This is a genomic window from Blastococcus sp. KM273128 (assembly GCF_021698975.1).
GTDB lineage: Bacteria > Actinomycetota > Actinomycetes > Mycobacteriales > Geodermatophilaceae > Blastococcus.
In genome coordinates this window covers 14807-37564 of the sequence record NZ_SSXA01000025.1, presented here as the reverse complement: position 1 = coordinate 37564, position 22758 = coordinate 14807, and the positions used below count along the sequence as shown (strand labels likewise).

Genomic DNA, 22758 nt, shown 5'->3' with positions numbered 1-22758 from the left:
GCGCGCGGCTCGATGACCACCGGACCCCGCGGGCCGGAGTCGCACCCGGCGTCCTGGACGACGGACGGCCCGCCTGCGCGGGCAGGCGGGCCGTCCGGTGGGAGCGGTGGGTCAGCGCCGGGCGGCGGCGACCGTCTCCCGGTCGTGCGCGGGGGCGGACTTCTCCAGCGCGGCGCCCTCGACGTCGAGCACCGGCAGCCACTGCAGCCAGCGCGGCAGCCACCAGGCGCGGTGGCCCAGCAGCGCGAGGGCCGCGGGCACCAGCACCATGCGCACCACGAAGGCGTCGAACAGGATGCCCGCCGCCAGGGCGAACGCGATCGACTTGATCGTGGGCTCGCCCGCCGGCACGAACCCGGCGAAGACCGAGAACATGATCAGCGCGGCGGCGACGACGACCGGTGCCGCCTGGCGGAACCCGGTACGGATGGCCTCCAGGGGCGCGACGCCGTGGCTGTGCGCCTCGTGCATCCGGGACACCAGGAAGATCTGGTAGTCCATGGCCAGCCCGAACAGGATCCCGATCACCAGGATCGGCGTCAGGCTGATGAGCGGCCCGGTCACGTCCAGGGCCACCAGGTCGGTCAGCCAGCCCCACTGGAACACCGCGACGGTGGCGCCGAGCGACGCCCCCACGGTGAGGACGAAGCCCAGGACACCGACCAGCGGCACCAGCAGCGACCGGAAGACCAGCACCAGCAGGACCAGCGCCAGCCCGACGACGAGCAGCAGGTACACCGGCAGCGCCTCGTTGAGGCTCTCCGCGACGTCGACGCTGACCGCCGTCGCGCCGGTGACCGAGGCCTCGACCCCGTCCAGCTCGGCGAGCTCCGCCCGCAGGTCCTCGACGAGCTGCTCGGTCTCCGCCGTGGTCGGCCCCGACCCGGGGATGACGTTGAGCAGGGCCGCGGTGCCGTCGGCGTTGGGCGTCGGCGGCGTCACCAGGGCGACGTCCTCGACCTCGGCGACCGTCGCGCTGGCCGCGGCCGCGGCCTCCGGCGCGCCCTCGCCCTCGAACAGGATGACCAGCGGGCCGAGGAAGCCCTCGCCGAAGCCCTCGGCGAGCAGTTGGTCGGCGCGGGCGGCCGTGGAGTCCTCGGCCGGCTCCTGCACCAGCGTGGTGCGCATGGAGAAGACCGGGATGGCGATGAGGCCGAGCACCAGCACGGTGAGCAGCAGCGAGACGACCCGGTGGCGGGTCACCGTGGCGACCCAGCCGGCGAGGAAGCCGCGGTCGCCGGCGTCCACCGGCTCTCTCCAGGGAGCTTCGGCGGGGTCGATGACGGCGCGCTGCCGGCGGGGCAGCACCCGGCGGCCCAGGAGGCTGATCGCCGCAGGCACCAGGGTGATCGCCACGAGGACGGCGACGACGATGGTCGCGGCCGCGGCGATGCCCATCTGGGTCAGGAAGGGGATGCCGACGACCGAGAGCCCGAGCAGCGCGATCACGACGGTCAGCCCGGCCGTGACCACCGCCGAGCCCGCGGTGCCGACGGCGGTGCTGACCGCGGTGCCCACGGGCGCCCCGTGCCGCAGCTCCTGCCGGAAGCGGGTCACGATGAACAGCGCGTAGTCGATGCCGACGGCGAGGCCCAGCATCGCGGCGAGGATCGGCGTGGTCGACGAGAGCTCGACGAAGCCGGTGGCGATGGTGACGCCGAGGACGCCGATGCCGACGCCGACGACGGCGGTCAGCAGGTTCATGCCGGCCGTGACGAGCGAGCCGTAGGTGACCGCGAGCACGACGAGCGCCACCACGACGCCGATGACCTCCGCGGGGCCGCCGACGTGCGGCGGCTCCTGGATCGCCTGGCCGGTCACCTCGACGGTCAGCGCGCCGTCCCCGGCCGCCTCCACCGCCTCCAGCAGCGCGTCGCGCTCCTCCGGGGTGACCTCGCCCAGCCCGCTGGCGAAGGTCACGGTGCTGTAGGCGGTGGTCTGCTCGGCGTTGACCGCGGGCGCGGCGGGGTCCAGCGGGTTGCTCGCCGCCGCGACGCCGGGCAGGCCGCCCAGCTCGGCGACCAGCTGCTGGATCGCGCCCGCGTTCTCCGGCGTGGTCAGCGTCTCGCCCTCGGGTGCGGCGACCACGACCCGGGCCGAGGCCCCGCCGGCGCTGCCGAACTCCTCGTCGATCCGCTCGAGGGCGGTGGTCGACTCCTGGCCGGGGATGTTGAACGCGTCGGACGTCTCACCGGCCAGGGTGGCCGCGCCTGCTCCTCCGGCGACGAGCAGCACCAGCCAGACCAGGATCACCGGGAGCCGGCGCCGGTGCGCGAAGGCCCCGAGTCGGGACAACAAGACAGCCATGCGGGATCAGGCCTCCACCTGGTGGGGATCGGGAAGAGCAGCGCCGGGCCGGGTGTGGCCGAGCGCGTCGAAGCAGGTGGCGACGATCGCGGGGCGCCACGACGTCCCCTCGTCGCGCGAGCGGGCGGTGAGCGTGAGCACGGCCAGGGCGGACAGCGCGCCGATGGTGCGGACCGCCCGCTCGCCCGTGGGTTCCGCCGGGTCCACGCCGAACGCCTGCAGCGCCGGGGTGGCCGCTGCCCCCAGCTGGTCCGGGTCGCAGTCGCCGCCGGTCACCGGCGCGAGCAGCAGCGCGACCAGCCCGGGGTGCTCCAGCGCGATGTCGACCAGGACCTCGAGGGCCCGGCGGTCGCGGTCGGGGCCGACGGGCATATGGCCCACCAGCTCCAGCACCCGCTGGCCGAGCGCCCCGGCCTGGTCGAGGACCGCCTGGTGCAGTGCTTCCTTGCTCGGGAAGTGGTGCAGCAGGCCGGCCTTCGACAGCCCGACGGCCGCGGCGACGTCCTGGACCGAGGTCTTGGTGTACCCGCGCCGGGCGAAGAGGGTGGCGGCGGTGTCGAGAATCCCCTCGTCGACCTGCTGCCGGAACGGTCGTGCCACGGCGACCAGGGTACGACCCACCGACCGATCTGGTAGGTGATCCGACCGATCCCGTCGGTTAGCTGCGCCACACCGGGCGCGTCCGGGGGAGCCGGGTCAGCGCTCCAGGTGCTCGGCCAGCACGCTGGTGACCATCCGGTGGTCGGCCAGCTGCGGGAGCCCGGAGACGGCGACGACGCCCACCGGCCCGACGTCCCGCACGAGCAGGGGGAACGCCCCGCCGTGGGCGGCGTAGAGCTGCGGGTCCAGCCCGAACTCGGCCTCGAACGTGGTGCCGCGCTCGATGCTGTCCTGCCGGACGTGCAGCGAGCTGCGCCCGAACCGGTGCACCACCCGGGATTTCCGCTCGATCCAGGTCGCGTTGTCCGGCGTCGCGCCCGGCAGCGCGGCGGAGAACAGCCGGTGGCCGTTGCGCGCGATCTCGACGGCGACCGGGGCGTCCTCCCGCCGGGCGGCGGCCACCAGCGCGCAGCCGAGGGCCCAGGCGTCGTCGTTGGTGAACGGGGTCAGCTGGAGCTCCCGCTCCTGGGCGGCGAGCTCCGCGACGGTGGGGAAGGGCTGCGTCATGCGACCTTCCTACCCCGATGCTCCTGCGCCCCGACCCCGGTGGTGCGTGCCCGCAGCGGTTCCGGGTAGCCGCCGACCGGGGAGGAGGTGCACGCATGGCTGTAGCCGCACGGCTCGACGCGTTCCAGGCCAGGCACCCGGCGGTGGGGTTGCCGCTGGCGGTGGTCTACAAGTTCGTCGACGACCGCGGGCCGCACCTGGCCGCGCTGATCACCTACTACGGGTTCGTCTCGCTGTTCCCCCTGCTGCTGGTGCTCACCTCGGTGCTGGGCTTCCTGCTGGAGGACGACCCGGTGCTCCAGCAGCAGATCCTCGAGTCGGCGCTGTCGGACTTCCCGCTGCTGGGCCCGGCGCTGGTCGAGAACATCGGCACCTTCCGCGGCAGCGGCCCCGCCCTGGTCATCGGCGTGCTGGGCAGCGTCTACGGCGGGCTGGGCGTGATGCAGGCGGCCCAGGCGGCGCTCAACCGGATCTACGCCGTCCCGCGGTTCGCCCAGCCCAACCCGGTGCTCTCGCGGCTGCGCAGCCTGCTGCTCGTGCTGGTGCTCGGCCTGGCCGCGATCCTCTCGACGGCGCTCACCGCCTTCGTCTCCGCCGTCCCGGAGACCCTGCCGGTGCCCACCCCGCTGGTCACCGGGGTGGGCACGCTGACCGGGCTGGCTATCAACGTCGGCATCTTCCTGGTCCTCTACCAGGTGCTCACCGCCCGCCGGCTGGACTGGCGCAACGTCGCCGTCGGCGCGGTGATCGCCGCGGTGCTCTGGGAGCTGCTGCACCGGCTGGGCGCGTACTACTTCGGGACGTACGTGACCCGGTCGAGCGACGTCTACGGGGTCTTCGGCGTCATCCTCGGCCTGGTCGTGTGGATCTACCTGCAGGCGCTCGTCGTCGTGCTCGCCGCGGAGATCAACGTCGTCCGCCACCGCCGGCTCTACCCGCGGTCGCTGCTCACCCCGTTCACCGACGACGTCGACCTGACCCGGGCCGACGTCCGCGCCTACACCGGGTACGCGCGCAGCGAGCGGTACAAGGGGTTCCAGCGGGTGGAGGCCACCTTCCGCAAGGACGCCGCGCCGCGCCCGCGCGACGTCGAGGGGTTCCCCGGCGACGTCCCGCGGGACGAGGTGGGTGATCAGCGGTAGCCGAGGGTCTTTCCCGCGGTCAGGCCTTGGCAGGGATCCGCATCAGGTTCACGTAGCGGTCGGTGCGCGACTGCTCGTCGGCGTACATCCGCTCGTCCGCGCGGCGCACGAGATCGTCCACGGAGCACGGCCGGTGGGGGTCCCAGACCTCGGCGCCGATGGAGAAGCGGAGCTCGAAGGCCGCGGTGGACCCGGCGTTGAAGTCGCCGAGGGCCACCGCCAGCCGGCGCCGGACCTCCGCCTCGTCCGTGCCGTCACCCAGCAGGACGACGAACTCGTCACCGCCGAGCCGGCCGAGGACGTCGCCCGACCGGCAGGCGGCCCGGAGCACGGATGCCGCGGAGGCGATGGCGCGGTCGCCCTCCTCGTGCCCGAGGACGTCGTTGACCTGTTCGAGGCCGTCGAGGTCGACGAAGACGGCCAGGCGGCGCTCGCCGTTCCGGGCGGCCCGGGCCAGCTCCTGCTCGGCCAGCTCGAACCAGCCGCGCCGGTTGTGGATCCTGGTCAGCTCGTCGGTCGAGGCGATCACGGCCATGGCCTGCTCGCGGCGCCGGCCCAGGACGACGAGCGCGGTGCCGGTGATCAGCAGCATGGCCACGACCAGGAGCTCGGTCCGCAGGGCGGCGCGGTCGAGGTGCCCCTGGAAGGCGTCCCGGGTCTGGACGTTCACGGCCACCCACGTGGTCCCGGGGATCCGCTGCCAGCTCACGACGTGGTCGGTGCCGTCGTCGGTGGTGTCCGCGATGCCGCTGTCCCCGCCGGACCGCACCGCGGTGAGGGCGCGCGGGTACGGGAACGCCGAACCGATCGCCCGCGTGTCCGCGGAGCCGACCACGAGCCCGGCCTCGTCGACGATCCAGCCCTCGCCCTCGCTGCCGGTGAGGTGGTCGCCCGCGAACTCCCGGGCGGCCCAGGCGCACAGGAAGAGCCCGGTGGACCCGTCGGACAGCGTCACGAGGACCCCGAGCGCGAGGGCCGGCTCACCGGCGATGCTGACGACGCCGGACACCGGGAGGCGCTCCCCACCGGGCTCGGCGAGGGCCGCCAGCAGGGGGCCGAACCCGGGGTCGGAGGGGGACGCCGTCTCGCCCGTCGGCGCGTAGGACGCCACGACCTGCCCGAGAGCGTTGACCACGGCGGCACCGCGGTCCATTGCGTCGCCCGCGCTCACCACGAACTCCCGGATCCGCGCATCGTCCCGGTCGGCGGCGTCCGTCCCCGGCGTGGCGCTGAACGCCGGCACGCCCGCGTCCTCCTGCACCGCGAGGACCGAGGCCAGCTGGCCGAACCCGTCGCGGACGGCCTGCGCGGTCAGCTGGCCGACGACGTTCGTGTTCTGGACGCGGTCGGCCCGGTGCTGCTCGACGGCGAGCTCACCGGCCTGCTGCGTGGAGACGAGCCCCAGCGCGCCCATGACGGCGACGAGCACGCCGGAGACCACGAGGGGCCCCATCGCCGCTGCCCTGCCGTGGTCCTGGTCGGTGCACCGATCGCCACCGTGCCTCCTCCGGCCGTACCGGTCGGATCGGCAGCCGGAGGCGGAGCTTGAGGCCCGGTCCGATCGGGACCGGGCCGTCTCACCCGGGGTAGTGGGGGACCTCCCCGGTGGCGGGACCGGTCAGCGGTAGACGACGTCCACGCTGCGGAACGCGCCGAGGGCGTGGTCGGCGCGGAAGTGGGCGTGGTCCTGCCGCACCCGGTCGGCCGCCTCCTCCGCCCAGCGCAGAACGTCGTCGACGAACAGCTCCCGGTTGCCGACGGCGTCGAGGATCGCCGGCTCGACGTCGTAGTCGACGTTGCCGGTCTCGTCCGACATGGCGTGGGTGTGCGCCAGCACGCGGCCGCAGATCTCGGCGTAGCGCTTCCAGGCCCCGGGCGAGAGGGAACCCAGGCCCAGGTCGTCCCGGTAGGGCGCCCGCTCCCGCACCATGAAGCTCTGCCCGTCGATGTCGACGCTGCCGTAGAAGACGTCCCCGCTCACCAGGTGCACCCGCTGGGCGTGCCGGATCCGGTCGCCCTCGCCGTCCACCTCGTACCCCGACGGCGGCACGAGGCCCGACAGCGCCGAGCGGCGGGCGCGCTTGAACTCCAGGAGCAGGTCGTCGGTGCCGTCGTCCCGCACGCCGGCGACGAGCACGTAGTAGCGGGTGAGCCCCAGCGAGGCGGTGCCGGCGCCGCGCCGCTCCGCGACGTCCTTCACGCGCATCGCGCCGGCCCGCTCGGGCACCGGCACCTCGTTCTCGGCGACGTACCGGTTGACGACCTCCTGGAACTCCTCCCGGCGGCTGCTCACCGGCACCAGCTCCTCGTCGGTGCGGAAGCCGCGCCGGGTGCCCTCGAGCAGCCCGGCCAGCCAGTCGGCCCGGCTGGTCTCCAGCGTGCTCGCGATCAGGTCCCGGACGAGCCGCGGCGCGTTGTCCAGCCGGAGCTGCTCGGTCTCCTCCCGCCCCTCGGAGGCGTAGGCCGCGATGCCGGCGACGTAGCCGCGCACGAACCGCTCGGCGACGGCGCGCTGCTTCTTGCGGCCGTGGCCGCCCTTCTCGGCCGCGCCCAGCAGGAAGCCGACGGCGCCCCGCTTGAGGTCCCAGGTGAAGGGGGCGTAGTAGGCGTCGTCGAAGTCGTTGACGCCGAAGACCGGCACGTTGTCGGCGCTGGGCATCACCCCGAAGTTGCCGGGGTGGACGTCGCCGAGCGCGAGCACCGTGGGCAGCCGGGCGTCCTCGCCGGACAGGTCCCGGTAGAACAGCAGCGCGGTGCCGCGGAAGAAGTGGAAGACCGAGCCGGCGAGCTTGTCGAACTTCGCGCGCGCCTCCAGGTCACCGGAGGCGATCCGCGTCTCGTGGTCCTCGCGCACGGTCTCCCGCACGTGCACCCGGCGGTCGTTGCCGGTGAGCATGCGGGGGATGAGCACCATCTCACCGGCGGCGCGGGCCTCGGCGAGCCGGCGGAACGCCTCGATCCGCGAGCTGATCTGCCGGCGCCCCGCGGGCGGGTGCCCGGTCTCGTGCAGCGGCGCCTCCCGCTGCGGGCCGCGCAGCGCGGCGACCAGGTCGTCCTTGGACATGCGGCTGCGGCCGGGGATGCCGCGCTCGCGGGCCTGGCGCATCAGCTCGTCGCGGGTGGCGGTCGTCCGCTGTCGATCGGAGGGCATGCAGCCCGGCTACCCGCTCGGACCCGCCGCAGGCACACGACGATCGTGTGACGGTCAGCCGACCGCCGCGGCGTCCTCCGCCTCGAGGGCGGCGTTCCACTCGCGCTTGCCCGACTGCCAGCGGTCCTCGGTGTCGCCGCGGCGCCAGTAGCCGGAGATCGACGTCCACCCCGGGTCGAGCCCCCGCTCGGCGCGCAGGTGGCGCCGCAGGTCGCGGACGGCGTACGCCTCGCCGTGGACGAACACGTGCCCGTTGCCCGGTGGGAGCCGGATGGCCTCGACCGCCTGGACCAAGGCCACACCGGGCAGCGCGCCCCCTCGGTGCAACCAGCGCAGGTCGACGGTGGGGGAGAGAGCCAGGTCGGTCTGCTCCTCCTCGGGCCCGGCCACCTCCACGAACACCAGCGCCCGTGCGCCGGCCGGCAGCCGGTCGAGGGACGCGGCGATGGCGGGCAGCGCGCTCTCGTCGCCGGCGAGCAGGTGCCAGTCGGCGTCGGGGCGGGGGGCGTAGGCGCCGCCGGGACCCAGGAACTGGATGCGGTCGCCGGGCCGGGCCGCGGCCGCCCACGGCCCGGCCAGCCCCTCGTCGCCGTGGTGCACGAAGTCGATGGTCAGCTCCCCGGCGGCGGCGTCCCAGGCCCGCACCGTGTAGGTGCGCGTGACCGGCCACTGGTCGGCGGGCAGCTCGGCGCGGACCTGCTCGGGGTCGTAGGGCACGGCGTAGGGGGCGCCCGGGGGCGGGAAGAGCAGCTTGACGTAGCGGTCGGTGAGCTCGCTCGCGGGGAACCCGGCCAGGCCCTCGCCGCCGAGCACGACGCGGACCATGTGCGGGGTGATCCACGAGGACCGGACGACCTCGCCGACCCGCGGGGTGCGCTTGCGGGGCGGTCGGACCTCGCCGGTGGGTCGTGGCTCGCTCGTCATGACCGGCGACGGTACAGAGGGCACCCTAACCACTTCCGGGCACCCGGTTAGGGTCCCCTGCGTGGACACCGTGGCTGCCGATCCCGACCGACACCCGGCGGGGCCGACGGTCCTCGACGTGCTGGCGCTGGAGGAGATCGACCGCGACCTCTACCGCAGCACGTTGCTGTTCGCCGACCCCTTCCCCCTCTACGGCGGGCAGGTGGCGGCGCAGGCACTCCTGGCCGCGGGGCGCACGGTGGACCCCGACCGGCTGCCGCACTCGCTGCACGGCTACTTCCTGCGCAGCGGGGACGCCGCCCGCCCCACCGTCTTCCGCGTCGACCGCGACCGCGACGGCGGCAGCTTCTCGGCCCGGCGGGTCGTCGCCATCCAGGGGGGCGAGGTCGTGTTCAGCATGTCGGCGTCCTTCGCCCTGCCCGGCGCCGGCCCCGACCAGCAGGTGCAGGAGGTGCCCGCCGTCGACCACCCCGACGGGTTGCCGGTGTTCGAGCTGCCCCGGCTGTTCTCCGTGGAGGGGCGGCGCCCGCCGCAGCCGTTCCCGGACGCCCACTGGCCGACCCGCTTCTGGGCCCGGTCGACGGTGCCGCTGCCGGGGGACCGGCTCGTGCACGCCTGCGTGCTGACCTACCTGTCCGACATCGGCACCGGCCTCTCCGCCCTCCCGGAGGACGAGGCCGCGCCCGGCCCGAGCCTGGACCACGCCGTCTGGTTCCACCGGCACGCCCCGCTGGACGACTGGGTGCTCATGGACATGGTGCCGCGCACCGTCTCCGGCGGCCGGGGCTGGTACACCGGGTCGATCACCACGCCCGGCGGGCTGCTGGCCGCCAGCTTCACCCAGGAGACGCTCTTCCGGCCCGGCCGGAACCCGTTCCGCCCCGGTCGCTGACCGCCCGGGAGCGCCGCGCCGGAGCACCCGCTGCCTCCGCGGTCGTCTAGACGTCATGACGTATGGTCAGGCGGACCCGGCCCACGACCGCGAGGAGCCAGCCGGTGCGCATCGGAGTGCTGACCGGAGGCGGGGACTGCCCCGGCCTCAACGCCGTCATCCGATCGGTGGTGCGCACCGCCGGTGCCCACTACGGCAGCGAGGTGGTGGGCTTCCGCGACGGCTGGCGGGGGCTCCTGGAGAACCGCTCGACGCCGCTGGACATCGCCGCGGTCGACGGGCTGCTCACCCGCGGTGGCACGACCCTGGGCTCGGCCCGGGTGGCGCCGGAGAAGCTGCACGCGGGCATCGACGAGATGAAGTGCACGCTCGACGAGCACGGGATCGACGTGCTCATCCCCATCGGCGGTGAGGGCACGCTCACCGCGGCGCACCTGCTGTCGGAGGCCGGGGTGCCGGTGGTGGGCATCCCCAAGACGATCGACAACGACATCGACGGCACCGACCTCACCTTCGGGTTCGACACCGCGGTCAGCATCGCCACCGAGCTCATCGACCGGCTGCACACGACGGCGGAGTCCCACCAGCGGGTGCTGCTGGTCGAGGTGATGGGCCGGCACGCCGGCTGGATCGCCCTGCACGCCGGGCTGGCCGCCGGCGCCCACCTCACGCTGGTGCCGGAAGAGCCGTTCGACGTCGACGAGGTCGTCCGCCTGGTGTGCGAGCGGTTCGCCCGCGGGGACTCGCACGTCATCGGCGTCGTCGCCGAGGGGGCCGAGCCGCTGCCCGGTCAGATGGCGTTCCGGCGCGGCGGCATCGACGAGTTCGGCCACCGCCGCTTCACCGGCGTCACCCAGCAGCTGGGGGAGGAGCTGGAGCGGCGCACCGGCAAGGAGGTGCGAGCGACCGTCCTCGGCCACGTGCAGCGCGGCGGGACGCCGACGTCCTTCGACCGGGTGCTCGCCACCCGCTTCGGGCTGCACGCCACGATCGCCGCGCACGAGGGCCGCACCGGTCAGATGGTGGCGCTCCGCGGCACGGAGATCGAGCTGGTGCCGCTCGCGCGCGCGGTCGCCCGGCTGAAGACGGTGACCTCCGAGCGGCTCGGCGAGATCCGGGCGTTCACCGGCTGAGCCCCGGGCCCGGCTGGACGGCACCGGCCGGCGCGGGTCATCCTCCGGCGCGTGCCGCCGCGACAGGACGACGAGGACCGCTCGGTGCTCACCCGGGCGGCCGCCCCGCCCGACGAGGTGCTCCGGTACGGCCCGGCCGCGGAGCACGTGGCGGACGTGCGGGTCGCGCCGAGGGCGCCGCACGGGCGGCCGCTCGTGGTGCTGCTGCACGGCGGCTTCTGGCGGCCCGCCTACGACCGCGCCCACCTCGGCCCCGCGGCCGAGGCGCTGGCCCGGGCCGGCTGGCCGACCGTCGCGCCGGAGTACCGGCGGGTGCCCGGCCGGCCGGACCTGGCGGTGGACGACGTGCGCGCGGCGCTGCGGGCGGTCGCCGGTCGCCCGGAGCTCACCGGCGGCCGGCCGGTGCTGCTCGCCGGGCACTCGGCCGGCGGGCACCTCGCCCTGCTGGTCGCCGCGACCGCCGCGGGGGCCGACGCGCCGGGCGGCGTGCTGGCCCTGGCGCCGGTGGCCGACCTGCGGCAAGGGCAGGCGCTCGGCCTGGGCGACGGCGCGGTGCGGGCCTTCCTGGGGGAGGACGCCGCCGCGCGGCCCGACCTGGACCCCGCCCGGCTGCCGTCGCCGGCCCCGCCGGTGCGGATCGTGCACGGGACCGGCGACGCCGTGGTGCCCGTGGCGCTGAGCGAGGCCTACGTGCGGCGCCACCCCGCCGCCACGCTCGTCCCGGTCCCGGCCGGGCACTTCGCCGTCATCGACCCGGGCGCCGCCGCCTGGCCGGCGGTGCTCGCCGCGCTCGAGGAGCTCGGCCGCCCGCGGTGACCCGGCCGCCCGGGGTCACGGGTCAGAACGACCCGTCCAGCTGCGCCAGCAGCGTCGGGCCGTCCCAGGTCGGCGGCGGCATGATCCGCCGGATGGTCAGGAGCGGGGCGGCCGGGTCCTGCGGATCGGACAGCTGGAACGCCGCCCGGTAGCCCGCCGCCTCGACCCGGGGGAGCGCCTCGGGTGACCACACGCCGTGCGGGTAGGCCAGCAGGTCCACCGGGTGCCCCAGGATCTCGCCGAGCTCGGCGCGCGGCCGGTCCAGCTGCTCCACCCACTGGTCCCCGGCCAGCCGGTCGACGCGCTGGTGGTCCCACGTGTGCGCGCCGATGGTCATGCCCGCGGCGTCCATCTCCCGCAGCTGGTCGGCGCTCAACCAGTCCGCCTTCCCGAGGACCACGGTCATCGGGAAGAACGCCGCCGGGAAGCCGAGCTCGCGCAGCAGCGGCAGGGCCACCGAGTGGTGGGTCACCGATCCGTCGTCGAACGTCAGCAGCACCGGCCGCTCCGGCAGCGGCGCACCGAACTGCAGGTGGTCGACCAGCTGCGGGGCACCGACCGGGGTGCGGCCGCCGTCGCGCAGCGCCTCCAGCTGCGCCCGGAACGTCGCCGGCGGCGTGATCATCGTGCGGGCGTAGGCGCCGTCGTCGGCACGGAACTCACGCAGCTGGTGGAAGCAGAGCACCGGCACGGTCGAGCGGGCCAGCACCTCCGCGGCGGTCCCCGGGGTCGGGGGTGCGCTGGTCGGCGGCAGCGGCTCGGCGGTGGTCGAGGGCGTCGCCGTCGGCGGGCGGGTCGAGCGCGGGGCGCTCGTGCGCTCGGCCGCCGGGCTCGAGCAGGCGCCGAGCAGGGCCGCGCCGGCTGCGGCGAGGAGCGTCCGTCTGCGCACGGCCCCACCCTCGCGGTCCGCCGCCCCAGGGGCAAGCACCCCGCCCGGCGGTGGCCGGAGGTGGGGCCCTACGGTGCTCGGGGCGCTCCCGGGACCGGGCGCGCGACGAGGAGGTCGTGGCGGGGGTGGGGGACGTCTTCCCGGTCGACCTGCTGCCCGACGGGCTCCCCGGCAGCGTCCTGCTCCTCCTGCTGGTGGCCGCGCTGACCGCCGGGTGGATCGACGCCGTCGTCGGAGGTGGCGGGCTGGTGCAGCTGCCGGCGCTGCTGCTCGTGCCCGGGATCAGCCCAGTCGAGGCGCTGGCCACCAACAAGCTGGCGTCGATCTTCGGCACCACGACCAGCGCGATCACCTTCCAGCGGCGGGTCCGCCCCGACCTGCGCACCGCCCTCCCGATGGCCCTGGTCGCGCTGGCGGGCAGCTTCGCCGGGGCCTCGGTCGCCGCGGCGCTCCCGGCGGCGGTGTTCAAGCCGGTCATCGTCGTCGCGCTGGTGGCCATCGCGGCGTTCACCCTGCTGCGCCCCTCGCTGGGGGAGGTGACGGCGCTGCGGCACACCGGGCGGCGGCACCACGGGGTCGCCGCCGCGCTGGGGGCGGGCATCGGCTTCTACGACGGCATCCTCGGCCCCGGCACCGGGTCGTTCCTCGTGTTCGCCATGGTGTCGCTGCTGGGCTACGACTTCCTGCACGCGAGCGCCAAGGCGAAGATCGTCAACGTCGCCACGAACCTGGGGGCGCTGCTCTTCTTCGCCCCGATCGGCGCGGTGTTCTGGGGGCTGGGCCTGCTCATGGGCGCGGCCAACATGCTCGGCGGCTACCTCGGTTCCCGGACGGCGACGACCCGGGGCAGCGGGTTCATCCGCGTCGTCTTCCTCGTCGTCGTCACCGCGCTCATCGGCCGGCTCGGCTGGGACGTCTGGACGGAGAACCTGCGCCCGCTGCTGGGCTGATCCGGCATCCGCGCCGAGTCGCCGGTGGACACGGCGGCCGCCCACCGACAGACTGCCCGGACGACGCGGACGACGAGGTCAGCGGCCGGTAGCGGGAGGTCGTGGATGCCCAGCCCCTTCGACCGGAGCGGCACCGAGGTGGGGCCGGACGGCATCCGGCGCTACACCGGGCTGCCGCAGAACCTGGTGCACCTGCTGCGCGCCGCCGTCGACACCGCCCCGGACGCCGAGGCGCTGGCCGAGCTCGGCGGGGAACGGCTCACCTACCGGCAGCTCTGGGATCGCGCGGCGCGGGTCGCCGGTGGACTGCGGGCGGCCGGCGTGCAGCCGGGGGACCGCGTCGCCAACCGGCTGGGCAACGGCAACGACTGGGTGCTCGTCTTCTGGGGCACCCTGCTCGCCGGTGCCGTCGTCGTCCCGGTCAACACCCGGTTCGCCGAGCCCGAGGTGCGCTACGTCGTCGAGGACTCCGGCGCCGCCGTCGTCGTCGAGCCCGGCGCGCCCCTGCCCGACGGCGAGCCGCTGGAGGTGACCGACCAGGGGCACACCGACCTGGCCGGCATCTTCTACACCAGCGGCACGACCGGCTTCCCCAAGGGTGCGATGACCACCCACGAGAACTTCCTGTCCAACGTCGAGACCTGCCTGCGCTGCCTGGCCCTGCCGCGCGACGAGCGCCTGTCGACGCTGATCTCGGTGCCGCTGTTCCACGTCACCGGCTGCAACTCCCAGCTGCTGGTCGTCACCGCCGTCGCCGGGCGGGCGGTGGTCATGCCGGCGTTCGAGGTCGGCGCCTTCCTGCGCGCGATCGAGGACGAACGGATCTCGGTGCTGACGACGGTGCCGGCGATCTACTGGCTGGCGCTGCAGCAGCCGGGCTTCGCCGACGTCGACACCTCCTCGGTGCGCGCGGTCAGCTACGGCGGTGCGCCGATCGCCCCGGACCTGGTGCACCGCATCAAGGCAGCCTTCCCGACCGCCCGGGTGGGCAACGGCTTCGGGCTGACCGAGACCTCCTCGGTGTCGACCTACCTGCCCGACGAGTACGCCGCGGAGCACGCCGACTCCGTCGGGTTCGCCGCGCCCGTCGTCGACCTGCGGGTGGAGGATCCCGACCCCGCCACCGGCGTGGGGGAGCTTCTCATCCGCGGCCCGAACGTGGTGGCCGGCTACTGGCGCAAGCCCGAGCAGGCGGCGGAGACCTTCGTCGACGGCTGGCTGCACAGCGGGGACCTCGCCCGCATCGACGACGAGGGCCTGGTCCACGTCGTCGACCGCAAGAAAGACATGATCAACCGCGGCGGCGAGAACGTGTACTGCGTCGAGGTGGAGAACGCCCTGGCCGCCCACCCCGCCGTCGGCGAGGTCGCGGTCGTCGGCGTGCCCGACCCGATGATGGGGGAGAAGGTCGGCGCCGTCGTCGTCCCGCTGCCCGGCCACGACCTGGACGAGGCCGACCTGCTCGCCTTCGCCCGCGACCGGCTGGCCGACTTCAAGGTGCCGCAGTTCGTCGCGGTGCGCACCGACCCCCTGCCGCGCAACCCCGGCGGCAAGGTGCTCAAGCCGCCGCTGCGCGAGCAGACCGACTGGCAGCCCGTTTCCTGAGAAAGGACCACCCTTCACCCCACGCCTCGCAGGCTCGGCGCGGGACCCTGAAGGGCGGCCGACCGACCGGAACACAACCACTTCTGGAGGCCCCGCAGTGCCCACCGTCGAGACCGTCCGTGGCCCGATCGACACCGCCGACCTCGGCGCGACGCTCATGCACGAGCACGTCTTCGTGCTCTCCACCGAGCACGTGCAGAACTACGGCACGGGCGACTGGTGGGACGAGGACGAGCGGGTCGCCGACGCCGTGCAGCAGCTCGACGAGCTCAAGGCGCTCGGCATCGACACCATCGTCGACCCGACGGTCTGGGGCCTGGGCCGCTACATCCCGCGGGTCCAGCGGGTCGCCGAGCAGACCGACATCAACATCGTCGTCGCCACCGGCCTCTACACCTACGACGAGATCCCGCACCAGTACGAGCACCGCGGCCCCGGCCTGCTGCTGGACCTGCCGCGCGACCCGATGGTCGACGACTTCACCGGCGACATCCGCGACGGCATCGCCGGCACCGGGGTGAAGGCGGCCTTCCTCAAGTGCGTCATCGAGGCGAAGGGGCTCACTCCCGGCGTCGAGCGCACCGTGCGGGCCGTCGCCGCGACCCACCGGGAGACCGGGGCGCCGATCACCGTGCACACCTCGTCGCACACCGGCGCCGGCCGGCTGGCGGTGCAGGTGTTCGGCGAGGAGGGCGTCGACCTGACGAAGGTCGTCATCGGCCACGCCGGCGACAGCAACGACCTCGACTACCTCAGCGAGCTCGCCGAGGCCGGCTGCCTGCTCGGCATGGACCGCTTCGGCCTGGACATCTACAACCCGACGTCCTCTCGGGTCGACACCATCGTGGCCTTGGCCGAGCGCGGCTACGCCGACCGGATGGTGCTCGCGCACGACGCCAGCTGCTACATCGACTACTTCCCGGGCGCCCACGCCCAGGAGGCCAAGCGGCAGATCGCGCCGAACTGGAACTACACGCACATCAGCAAGGACGTGCTGCCGATGCTGCGCGAGCGCGGGATGACCGAGGAGCAGATCCGGCAGATGCTGGTGGACACCCCGCGGCGGTACTTCGAGTAGCCGGCGCGGCTACCGTCCCGGTCATGGCCGACGACGGGCTGCGCCGCGTGCCGTGGAGCGCCGGGACCTGGACCGCCCCGCCGGCCGAGGCGCGGGAGGACGGCCCCGACCTGCTGGTCACCGCCGTCGAGGGCAGCGACGCGTGGCGGCACACCTCCTACGGGTTCGTCCACGACGACGCCCACGCGCTGCTGGCGCCGCTGCTGGCCCCCTGCGCGGTGGAGGTGACCTTCGACCTCGGCTGGGACGGGCAGTTCGACCAGGCCGGGCTGGTGCTGCGGGGCGGTCCGGAGACCTGGGTCAAGGCGGGGGTCGAGTTCTCCGACGGCGCCCCCCAGGTCGGGGCCGTGGTCACGCTGGGGCGCTCGGACTGGTCGGTGGCCCCGGTGCCCGGCTGGGCTGGGCGCCGGGTGACCGTGCGGGCGAGCCGGGCCGGGGACGCGGTGACCGTCCGCGCCCGGGTCGACGACGAGCCCTTCCGGCTGGTGCGGCTCTGCCCCTTCCCGGAGGACGTGCCGGTCGACGCCGGGCCGTACTGCTGCGCCCCCACCCGGGCCGGCCTGGTCGTCCGCTTCCGGCGGTGGGCCACCGGCCCGGCCGACCCCGCCCTGCACTGATCCCCGGCGACGCGCGGCGCTGCGGCACCCGGGCGCCCGCCGCGGCCGGCTCCGCCGCCGCTCCCTGCGCGCCGGTCACGACCTGCCCGCCCGGTGGAGCCGTGGCAGGCTCGGACCGTGACCCGGGTCGGCCTGGTGCTGGGCGGCGGTGGGGTGGTCGGGCAGGCGTACCACTCCGGCGTCCTGGCCGTCCTGCAACACGACGTCGGCTTCGACGCCCGGTCCGCCGACGTGGTCGTCGGCACCTCGGCCGGCTCGATCACCGGCGCGCTGCTGCGGTTAGGCGTCTCACCCGAGGACCTCGCCGCCTGGACGGTCAGGGCGCCGCTGTCCGCTGACGCCGAGGTGCTGCGGCAGATCACCGAGACACCGCTGCCGGAACTCGCCCCCTTCCGGCCGTGGGAGCTGCTGCGCCGCCCGCTGCGGCCGCCCGGTCCGCAGATGGTGCGGCGGGCCCTCACCCGCCCCCTGCTCTTCCGCCCGCTGGCCGCCGGCATGGCGCTCATGGCGCCCGGCCGGCACGACGTCCTCGAGCAGCTGTCGGCACTGGGGGAACTGGAGGGCCCGGACTGGCCCGCGCGTGACCTGTGGATCACCGCCGTCCGCCGCGGGGACGGCCGCCGGGTCGTGTTCGGGCGGCCGGGTGCGCCGCCGGCGCCCCTGCACCGGGCGATCGGCGCCTCCTGCGCGGTACCGGGGTACTTCGCGCCGGTGCCCATCGGCCGGCACGCGTACGTCGACGGGGGCGCCCACTCGCCCACCAACGCCGCGCTCCTGCGCGGGCAGGGGCTCGACGTCGTGGTCGTCGTCGCCCCGATGAGCGGGCCCACGGGCTGGCGCCCCGGCGTCTTCCCCGCAGCGCGCCGGTACGCCGACCGGCTGCTGCGCCGGGAGGTGCGGGCGCTGGAGGCCGAGGGGGTGCGCACCGTCGTCTTCACCCCCGGCCCGGAGGAGCAGGAGGTGATGGGCAACGACATGATGTCGCGCGCACGGCTCGACGACGTGGTCTCGCGGTCGTTCCTCGCCGCCGGCCGGCACGCGGCCCGGCCGGAGGTGACCGCCATGCTGCGTCCCGCCGCGTAGCCGCAGCCCCTACCCTCAGGCCCTCCCGTGCTGCGACAGGAAGGCGCCCCGTGTCCCAGGACCTGACCGGCCGGCCCGCGCCCCGCGGGCCGGCCCGCATCCCGCTGCTGCGCCCCGCCGAGCTCGACGGCGGGCGCGCCCGGCTGCACGCCGAGATCACGCAGGGCCCCCGGCAGGCGCAGGCAGCGGTCGTGCCGATCACCGACGACGCCGGCCGGCTGCTGGGGCCGTTCGCCGCCATGCTGCTGGCGCCCGGCATCGGCTCGGCGGTGCAGGCGGTGGGCGCGGCGCTGCGCGGGGAGCAGCTGCTGGGCCCGCGGTCGCGCGAGCTGGCGATCCTCGCCGTCGCCGCCCGGCGCCGGTCGCACTTCGAGTGGTTGGCCCACGAGCAGGCCGCCCGCGCGGCGGGCGTCACGGCCCAGCAGCTGCAGGCCCTCCTGGACGGCCGGCTCCCCGGCGGGCTCGAGCCGGTCGAGGAGGTCGTCGTCGCGACGACGTGGCAGCTGCTCGACGACGGCGAGCTGGACGACGAGGGCTACGCGCGGGCGGTGGACGCGCTGGACGTCGAGGCGCTGGCGACGCTGGTCTGGCTGGTCGGCTACTACGCGATGCTCGCCACCGCCCTGGCCACCTTCCGGCCCGACGGCGACCAGCCCGCCGGCTGAGGCGGCGCGGGGCTCAGACGAGGATGCGCCGGCCGTGCAGGCGGTCGGCGGCCTCGGCGGCGAGCAGGATCCGCCGGGCGGGCCGGTACCGCCCCTCCCGCAGGGTGCGCGCCTTGTCCGGGTCGGTGCCGGCCAGCGCCTCGCTGGCGGCGAGGTCGAGCGCGTTGCCGACGAGCATGACCAGCCGGCCGAGGGGGTCGGCGGCGGCGCGGCGGACCGAGCCGCCCATGTAGGGCTCGCCGGGCCGCGGCGTCACCGCGTCGACGGCGGTCACGACCACCTCCGGCACCCCCAGGGAGCGCAACCGGTCGACGTCGTACCGCCGGGCGGGATCGCGGTGGTCGCGGGTGAGCGCGAGCACGTCCCGCAGCACCCCCGCCATCTCCGCCTCGGGGCCGTGCGGGCGCAGCATCTCGGCGAGCGGCCGCAGGACGGCGAGGTAGTGGTCGTGGCCGTCCCGGTCCACCTGGCCCTCGTGCGCGGCCAGCGCCAGCAGGTGCGCGTCCGGGACGGTGAAGGCCACGCCTCGAGGCTAGGCGGTGCCCGCCCGCGGGGACCGGACGCGCCGGAGGCGGTCGCGCAGCCGGCCGGTGGCCGGCGGGCCGTCGGTCCGGTGCGGGACGGTGCCGGCCATCCGCTCGACCTCCGCGGCGAGCTCGGCCCGGCGGTGCTCCAGCTCGGCGACCTCCGCGAGCAGCGCCGCCCGCCGGTCGGCGGCCCGGACGTCGAGGCGGTCGCGGTGCGCCGCGGCCTCGTCGTCCGCACGTCGCCGCTCCTCCCGGCCGGCCTCGAGCATGCGCAGGACGTCCGCGCGGCCCTGCAGCCGGCCGCGGGCCACCTCGGCGGCGGCCTCCTCGGCCAGCCGGGCCGCCCGCTCGGCCGCGCGCCGCTCGACCTCCCGCGCCGCGGCCTCGCGGCGCCCGGCCTCGGCGACCGCGTCGGCGCGGATCTGCTCGGCGGCGTCCAGGGTCCGCCCGACGACGGTGAGCAGCGTCTCGGCCCGGGCGCTGGCGGCGGCGGCGGTCTCGCGGGCACCGGCCCGGGCGCGGGCCAGCTCCTCGGCGGCGCCGGCCCGCAGCTCGGCGGCCTCGGCGCGGGCTGCCGCGCGGAGCTGCTCCGCCTCGGCGGTCATGCCCTGCGCCTGGTCGGCCGCGGCGGCGAGCATCGAGCCGATCCGCTCGGACAGCCGCAGCAGCTCCCCGCCGCCGGCGGAGTGGTCCAGCATCCGGTGCGCCTCGTCCAGGGCGGTCCGCGTCTTCAGGCAGCGGTCCAGCAGGTGCTCGCGCTCGCGCTCCGCCGTCGCCAGCTCGTCCTCCGCCCACTGGACGTAGGTGTCGACCTGGAAGCGGTCGTAGCCGGCCAGCACCCGCCGGAACATCGGTGCCGCCCGGAACAGCGTCGGCAGGTCGCCGGAGACGTTCGGGCGCGGGGCGCCGTCGGTGACCTCGGCAGCGCCCTCGAGCTGGGTCGCGGTGCTCATCCGGCTGCCTCCTCCCGTGCGTGTCCGGCTCGCATCGGGCCGACGCTAGGTCGGTCGGGCATGGGTCCGCCCGCCGGCGCGGGACCGGCTCACCCGCCCGGGTGGGGTGCCCACCCGGTCTGGTCGGGGGCCCCGGGCGCCGTCGCGCTGCGTGACGTCGCCCGCTCGGGTGAGGTGGCCGCGACGGGGGTTCCCGGGCCGTTCGGCGGGGGCACACCGTGCCCCATGGCACCGCCCAGCCCCGCGCCGGTCCCCGGCAACCTGACCGTCCCCCCGCTGTTCCAGTGGGAGGTCGTGGCGATCGTCGTCCTGCTGGCGGCGGTCCTGGCGGTGGTCGCGGTGATCGCGCTCTCCGCCGCGCCGGGAACGGGTGAGCGCGCGGAGTGGCAGCGGTGGCTGGCCGGACGGTCGCACCGCGAGCCGGGGGAGCCGCGCGCGGACGGCTGACCGGCTGCCCGCGGTCACGCCGTGTCGAGCACGACCTTGTACTGGCCGGCCCGCGGCTGGATCGCGGCGGCGTAGGCGGCGGTGACGTCGTCGACGGGGTGGACGTCGCTGACGTAGACGTCGCGCAGCGCCGGGTGCTCGGCGAGGTAGGCGCCCGCGTCGCGCAGCACGCGGGCCCGTTCGAGGGTGACCCCGGCGCGCAGCGTCAGGTTCTTCCGCAGGAACGTGATCATGTCCAGCGGGTAGACCGGGTCGTCGGGGATGCCGAAGTAGAGGATCTCGCCCCCGGGCGCGACGGCGGTCAGGCAGTCCTGCAGCGTCGTCACCTGGTGGCCGACCGCCTCGACGACGACGGACGGCCGGTCGGCCTCCGGCAGGGTCGCGGCCCAGCGGCTCGCGCTCGCGGTGACGGTCTCGTCCACCCCGAAGACGCCGGCCGCCGCGCTGCGGTCGACCCGGTCGACCCCGGTGACGTGGCGGGCGCCGCGCTGCTTGAGCACGTGGCTGAAGAGCAGCCCGATCGGTCCCTGCCCGACGACGCCGACCGCCTTGCCGCGCACGTCGCCCAGCTGCTCGACGGCGTAGAGGACGCACGCGAGCGGCTGCAGCATGACGGCCGTGGTGGGCGGCAGCGCGGTGTCGTAGCCGGCCAGCCCCTCGCCGTCGGTGACCACCAGCTCGGCGATCCCGTCGAAGGCGGCCGCCCAGCCGACGACCAGGTCGCCGGGGGAGTGGGCCGGGTGCCGGCTGGCGACCACCTCGCCGACCACCTCGTGGAGGGGGAAGCCGGGTGCCGGCGTCGCCGCCCGGTCCGCCGGGTTCGGGGCGTGCAGGAACGGGGCGCCCTTGAAGAAGGGCAGGTCGCTGCCGCAGATGCCACCCGCCCGCGTGGCGAGCAGCACCTGGCCGGCGGCCAGGTCCTCCGCGCGTGGGGTGGCCACCTCCACCCGCTCGAACGCGAACGGTCCGCTCAGCCGGTGGGCCCACACGTCGCACCGCCTCCCTCCGGACCGCCCGCTGCGGCCGCCCGGGAAGTAGACCAGCGCCGCGCTCCCGGCGCAGCCGCGCCCCCGGGGGGAGCCCGTCGCAGGACGCCGCGGCGCCGCCGGGATACTGGTCGGCGTCGCGCACGCCCGGCGACACGCCGGTGCACCGGCCGGCGCCCCACGGTCGAGGAGGTCCTGGACGTGCCCAGAGCGCTGCTGCTGGAGAACATCGACCCGGTCGCGACCGAGATCCTCGGTGCCGCCGGCTACGAGGTCGAGTCCCGGCGCGGGGCGCTGGACGAGGCGGACCTCGTCGCCGCGCTCGACGGGGTGGACCTGCTCGGCATCCGGTCGAAGACCCAGGTGACCGCGGAGGTGCTGCGCAGCCGCCCCGGGCTGCAGGCGGTGGGCGCCTTCTGCATCGGCACCAATCAGATCGACCTCGCGGCGGCCGCGGCGGCGGGCGTCGCGGTGTTCAACGCGCCGTTCTCCAACACCCGCAGCGTGGTGGAGATGGCGATCGCCGACATCATCATCCTGGCCCGGCGGCTGGTCGACCGCGACCGCTCGCTGCACGCCGGCATCTGGGACAAGTCGGCCGCCGGCAGCCACGAGATCCGCGGGCGGACGCTGGGCATCATCGGCTACGGGAACATCGGCAGCCAGCTGTCGGTGCTCGCCGAGGCGCTGGGCATGCGGGTGCTCTTCTACGACCTCGAGGACAAGCTGGCACTCGGCAACGCCCAGCGCTGCGACAGCCTGGAGGAGCTGCTCGAGCGGGCGGAGACCGTCACGCTGCACGTGGACGGGCGGGCGGGCAACGCCGGCCTGTTCGGCGCCGAGCAGTTCGCCCGGATGCGCCCGCGCAGCCTGTTCCTCAACCTCTCCCGCGGCTTCGTCCTGGACCACGAGGCGCTGCGCGACAACATCCTCAGCGGCCACATCGCCGGGGCGGCGGTCGACGTCTTCCCGCACGAGCCCCGGGAGCAGGGCGACGAGTTCACCTCGGTGCTGCGCGGCCTGCCCAACGTCATCCTCACCCCGCACATCGGCGGCTCGACCCAGGAGGCGCAGCACGACATCGGGCGGTTCGTGGCCGGCAAGCTCGCCGACTACACCGGCACGGGGACGACGACGCTGAGCGTCAACCTGCCCACCGTCGTCCTGCACGGCTCCTCGACCGACCGCTTCGCGCTGCTGCACCGCAACGTGCCGGGCGTCCTGGCGCGGATCGACGCCCTCGTCGGCGAGCACGGGCTCAACGTGGACGCCCAGGTGCTGGCCACGCGCGGCGAGTACGGGTACGCGGTCACCGACGTCAGCGAGCCGCTGCCCGGGGACCTGCTCGCGGCGCTCGCCGCGCTGCCGGAGGCCGTCCGCCTCATGCGGTTCGGCCCCCGGGCCGGCTGACGGCGGCGCCCCCTCG

Annotated in this window: 22 protein-coding genes; 12 read left to right on the top strand and 10 right to left on the bottom strand. The window is 75.5% G+C overall.

The features are described from left to right. Positions 1-111 precede the first annotated feature (111 nt). The 3 genes from E9529_RS09505 to E9529_RS09495 form a co-directional block, all read right to left on the bottom strand. Positions 112-2307, bottom strand: coding sequence for an MMPL family transporter (locus E9529_RS09505; protein ID WP_236830915.1), 2196 nt, complete (start codon positions 2305-2307; stop codon positions 112-114). Between the two features lie 6 nt (positions 2308-2313). Beyond that, complete coding sequence (locus tag E9529_RS09500; RefSeq protein WP_236830914.1) at positions 2314-2907, bottom strand: TetR/AcrR family transcriptional regulator; 594 nt, start codon at positions 2905-2907, stop codon at positions 2314-2316. Positions 2908-3003: 96 nt separating this feature from the next. After that, positions 3004-3474 (bottom strand): heme-degrading domain-containing protein, encoded by a 471-nt coding sequence (locus tag E9529_RS09495; protein WP_236830913.1) that lies wholly within the window; start codon positions 3472-3474, stop codon positions 3004-3006. Between the two features lie 95 nt (positions 3475-3569). On the opposite strand from E9529_RS09495, the gene E9529_RS09490 reads away from it, so the two are divergent. After that, positions 3570-4616, top strand: coding sequence for a YihY/virulence factor BrkB family protein (locus tag E9529_RS09490; protein ID WP_236830912.1), 1047 nt, complete (start codon positions 3570-3572; stop codon positions 4614-4616). A gap of 19 nt (positions 4617-4635) precedes the next feature. On the opposite strand, the gene E9529_RS09485 is transcribed toward E9529_RS09490, so the two are convergent. The 3 genes from E9529_RS09485 to E9529_RS09475 form a co-directional block, all read right to left on the bottom strand. Beyond that, on the bottom strand, positions 4636-6069 hold the full coding sequence (locus E9529_RS09485; protein WP_236830911.1) for a sensor domain-containing diguanylate cyclase: 1434 nt from the start codon (positions 6067-6069) through the stop codon (positions 4636-4638). Between the two features lie 165 nt (positions 6070-6234). Beyond that, positions 6235-7767 (bottom strand): DUF2252 family protein, encoded by a 1533-nt coding sequence (locus E9529_RS09480; protein ID WP_236830910.1) that lies wholly within the window; start codon positions 7765-7767, stop codon positions 6235-6237. 54 nt (positions 7768-7821) lie between these two features. Next, the gene (locus E9529_RS09475) at positions 7822-8691 is read right to left on the bottom strand and encodes a siderophore-interacting protein (RefSeq protein WP_236830909.1); all 870 of its coding nucleotides are present in this window, start codon (positions 8689-8691) and stop codon (positions 7822-7824) included. Positions 8692-8752: 61 nt separating this feature from the next. Between E9529_RS09475 and E9529_RS09470 the strand changes: the two genes are divergently transcribed. The 3 genes from E9529_RS09470 to E9529_RS09460 all read left to right on the top strand — a co-directional run bounded on the left by E9529_RS09470 (position 8753) and on the right by E9529_RS09460 (position 11532). Further along, a complete protein-coding gene (locus tag E9529_RS09470; RefSeq protein ID WP_236830908.1) occupies positions 8753-9583 on the top strand; it encodes an acyl-CoA thioesterase II in 831 nt (276 codons plus the stop codon). Positions 9584-9687: 104 nt separating this feature from the next. Beyond that, positions 9688-10716 carry an ATP-dependent 6-phosphofructokinase gene (locus E9529_RS09465; protein ID WP_236830907.1) on the top strand — a complete coding sequence of 343 codons (1029 nt, stop codon included), beginning with the start codon at positions 9688-9690 and terminating at the stop codon, positions 10714-10716. A 51-nt stretch (positions 10717-10767) separates the two neighbouring features. Beyond that, positions 10768-11532 (top strand): alpha/beta hydrolase, encoded by a 765-nt coding sequence (locus tag E9529_RS09460; protein ID WP_236830906.1) that lies wholly within the window; start codon positions 10768-10770, stop codon positions 11530-11532. Between the two features lie 22 nt (positions 11533-11554). Here E9529_RS09460 and E9529_RS09455 read toward each other — a convergent pair whose 3' ends face one another. Further along, on the bottom strand, positions 11555-12421 hold the full coding sequence (locus tag E9529_RS09455) for a polysaccharide deacetylase family protein (RefSeq protein WP_236830905.1): 867 nt from the start codon (positions 12419-12421) through the stop codon (positions 11555-11557). Between the two features lie 116 nt (positions 12422-12537). Between E9529_RS09455 and E9529_RS09450 the strand changes: the two genes are divergently transcribed. The 6 genes from E9529_RS09450 to E9529_RS09425 all read left to right on the top strand — a co-directional run bounded on the left by E9529_RS09450 (position 12538) and on the right by E9529_RS09425 (position 18419). Continuing rightward, positions 12538-13371, top strand: coding sequence for a TSUP family transporter (locus E9529_RS09450; RefSeq protein ID WP_236830904.1), 834 nt, complete (start codon positions 12538-12540; stop codon positions 13369-13371). A 105-nt stretch (positions 13372-13476) separates the two neighbouring features. Further along, positions 13477-14976 carry a class I adenylate-forming enzyme family protein gene (locus E9529_RS09445; protein WP_236830903.1) on the top strand — a complete coding sequence of 500 codons (1500 nt, stop codon included), beginning with the start codon at positions 13477-13479 and terminating at the stop codon, positions 14974-14976. 97 nt (positions 14977-15073) lie between these two features. Then, entirely contained in the window at positions 15074-16054 is a 981-nt protein-coding gene (locus E9529_RS09440) for a phosphotriesterase (RefSeq protein WP_236830902.1), read from the top strand. 23 nt (positions 16055-16077) lie between these two features. Then, positions 16078-16671 carry a DUF1349 domain-containing protein gene (locus E9529_RS09435; protein WP_236830901.1) on the top strand — a complete coding sequence of 198 codons (594 nt, stop codon included), beginning with the start codon at positions 16078-16080 and terminating at the stop codon, positions 16669-16671. A 117-nt stretch (positions 16672-16788) separates the two neighbouring features. After that, the gene (locus E9529_RS09430; RefSeq protein WP_236830900.1) at positions 16789-17754 is read left to right on the top strand and encodes a patatin-like phospholipase family protein; all 966 of its coding nucleotides are present in this window, start codon (positions 16789-16791) and stop codon (positions 17752-17754) included. 50 nt (positions 17755-17804) lie between these two features. After that, positions 17805-18419, top strand: a complete 615-nt coding sequence (locus E9529_RS09425; RefSeq protein WP_236830899.1) for a carboxymuconolactone decarboxylase family protein — start codon at positions 17805-17807, stop codon at positions 18417-18419. Positions 18420-18432: 13 nt separating this feature from the next. Here the strand turns inward: E9529_RS09425 and E9529_RS09420 are convergent, their stop codons facing one another. Both E9529_RS09420 and E9529_RS09415 read right to left on the bottom strand, forming a co-directional pair. Continuing rightward, positions 18433-18942, bottom strand: a complete 510-nt coding sequence (locus E9529_RS09420; protein WP_236830898.1) for a phosphohydrolase — start codon at positions 18940-18942, stop codon at positions 18433-18435. Positions 18943-18951: 9 nt separating this feature from the next. Beyond that, positions 18952-19899, bottom strand: a complete 948-nt coding sequence (locus E9529_RS09415; RefSeq protein WP_236830897.1) for a hypothetical protein — start codon at positions 19897-19899, stop codon at positions 18952-18954. Between the two features lie 225 nt (positions 19900-20124). Between E9529_RS09415 and E9529_RS09410 the strand changes: the two genes are divergently transcribed. Beyond that, the gene (locus E9529_RS09410) at positions 20125-20346 is read left to right on the top strand and encodes a hypothetical protein (RefSeq protein WP_236830896.1); all 222 of its coding nucleotides are present in this window, start codon (positions 20125-20127) and stop codon (positions 20344-20346) included. A 14-nt stretch (positions 20347-20360) separates the two neighbouring features. On the opposite strand, the gene E9529_RS09405 is transcribed toward E9529_RS09410, so the two are convergent. Beyond that, positions 20361-21335, bottom strand: a complete 975-nt coding sequence (locus tag E9529_RS09405; protein ID WP_236830895.1) for a zinc-binding dehydrogenase — start codon at positions 21333-21335, stop codon at positions 20361-20363. 198 nt (positions 21336-21533) lie between these two features. On the opposite strand from E9529_RS09405, the gene serA reads away from it, so the two are divergent. Beyond that, positions 21534-22742: a phosphoglycerate dehydrogenase gene (gene serA / locus E9529_RS09400; RefSeq protein ID WP_236830894.1), complete on the top strand. Its 1209-nt coding sequence runs from the start codon at positions 21534-21536 to the stop codon at positions 22740-22742. Positions 22743-22758: the final 16 nt, after the last annotated feature.

Excerpts from the sequence above, each read along its gene's own strand:
- E9529_RS09505 (WP_236830915.1), bottom strand. The coding sequence starts at position 2,307 with ATGGCTGTCTTGTTGTCCCGACTCGGGGCCTTCGCGCACCGGCGCCGG.
- E9529_RS09495 (WP_236830913.1), bottom strand. The coding sequence starts at position 3,474 with ATGACGCAGCCCTTCCCCACCGTCGCGGAGCTCGCCGCCCAGGAGCGG.
- E9529_RS09490 (WP_236830912.1), top strand. The coding sequence starts at position 3,570 with ATGGCTGTAGCCGCACGGCTCGACGCGTTCCAGGCCAGGCACCCGGCG.
- E9529_RS09485 (WP_236830911.1), bottom strand. The coding sequence starts at position 6,069 with ATGGGGCCCCTCGTGGTCTCCGGCGTGCTCGTCGCCGTCATGGGCGCG.
- E9529_RS09480 (WP_236830910.1), bottom strand. The coding sequence starts at position 7,767 with ATGCCCTCCGATCGACAGCGGACGACCGCCACCCGCGACGAGCTGATG.
- E9529_RS09475 (WP_236830909.1), bottom strand. The coding sequence starts at position 8,691 with ATGACGAGCGAGCCACGACCCACCGGCGAGGTCCGACCGCCCCGCAAG.
- E9529_RS09445 (WP_236830903.1), top strand. The coding sequence starts at position 13,477 with ATGCCCAGCCCCTTCGACCGGAGCGGCACCGAGGTGGGGCCGGACGGC.
- E9529_RS09435 (WP_236830901.1), top strand. The coding sequence starts at position 16,078 with ATGGCCGACGACGGGCTGCGCCGCGTGCCGTGGAGCGCCGGGACCTGG.
- E9529_RS09415 (WP_236830897.1), bottom strand. The coding sequence starts at position 19,899 with ATGAGCACCGCGACCCAGCTCGAGGGCGCTGCCGAGGTCACCGACGGC.
- E9529_RS09410 (WP_236830896.1), top strand. The coding sequence starts at position 20,125 with ATGGCACCGCCCAGCCCCGCGCCGGTCCCCGGCAACCTGACCGTCCCC.